At 66.1% G+C, this 847-nt stretch carries 2 protein-coding genes; one reads left to right on the top strand and one right to left on the bottom strand.

From position 1 onward, the window contains the following. On the top strand, positions 1–232 hold a 232-nt coding region (locus AC1DYI_RS37185; protein ID WP_477209079.1), incomplete at its 5' end, for an energy transducer TonB. On the opposite strand, the gene AC1DYI_RS37180 is transcribed toward AC1DYI_RS37185, so the two are convergent. After that, on the bottom strand, positions 204–668 hold the full coding sequence (locus tag AC1DYI_RS37180; protein ID WP_477209078.1) for a DoxX family protein: 465 nt from the start codon (positions 666–668) through the stop codon (positions 204–206). The two genes, AC1DYI_RS37185 and AC1DYI_RS37180, sit on opposite strands and share 29 nt — an antisense overlap. Positions 669–847: the final 179 nt, after the last annotated feature.

The following is an 847-nucleotide window of genomic DNA, read 5'->3' as shown; positions in this document are numbered from 1 at the left end:
GAACATCCAGCTGCTGTTCGAGGTGCCCGGCAACCCGCAGGCCGAGGTCAAGCTCACCGTGATGCCCGATGGCACGATCACCAAGTGGGAGATCACCAAGACCAGCGGCGTCAAGGAATGGGACGACGCAGTACTGCGCGCGGTCGAGAAGACCGGCGTGCTGCCGCGCGACGAGAACGGCCGCGTGCCGTCCCCGATGGTGATCACCTTCTCGCCACGCCCAAGAACCTAGGTGCGATGTAGTGGTCGACTGACCACTTGCCCGGCCCCCACAGGATCAGCCCGGTCAGCAAGCTGCCCCAGAAGATGTGCTGCTGAAGCGCGGCATCGGCGATCTCTTGCAGGCTCAGCACGGCGACGATGTTCAGCACGAACAGGCCCATCGCACTGAAGCGCCCGGCCAGGCCGATGGCCAGCAGCACCGGCAAGACGAGTTCGCCGGTGGTTCCCGCCACCGCGGCCACTTCGGGGGGCAGCACGGGCACGTGGTATTCGTCGGCGAACAGCGCCAGCGTCGTGTCCCAGTCGCGGATCTTGGTCAGGCCGGACCAGAAGAAGGCCTTGGCCACGTAAAGGCGTGCGGCCAGCAGGGCCAGCGGTTGCAGGGCTTCAAGCCAGCCAATCACGCGCAGCCAGGCGCGCGCCAGCACAGGGGGCGCAGTCAACATGGGTTTCTCCTTCAGGTGTTTTGATTCAGGGAATGAAGCCCGGCCAGCCAGCCATCGCGCAACGCGCGCAGCAGCCACTGTTCGAAGCTGAATTCAGGGTGGCGAGCTGACACGCTCGCCAGGGCGGGGCCGAGCGCCTCGCCGGCCAGCAGGTCTTGGTTGAATGCACACTCGGCCGG

The organism is Ideonella sp. P3_A4 (genome assembly GCF_056403075.1).
Note: the sequence above shows the minus strand (reverse complement) of the source record. Positions and strands in the feature narration are given on the sequence as shown.

Bases quoted from the DNA above. Each gene is read 5' to 3' on its own strand.
- AC1DYI_RS37180 (WP_477209078.1), bottom strand. From the start codon at position 668: ATGTTGACTGCGCCCCCTGTGCTGGCGCGCGCCTGGCTGCGCGTGATT.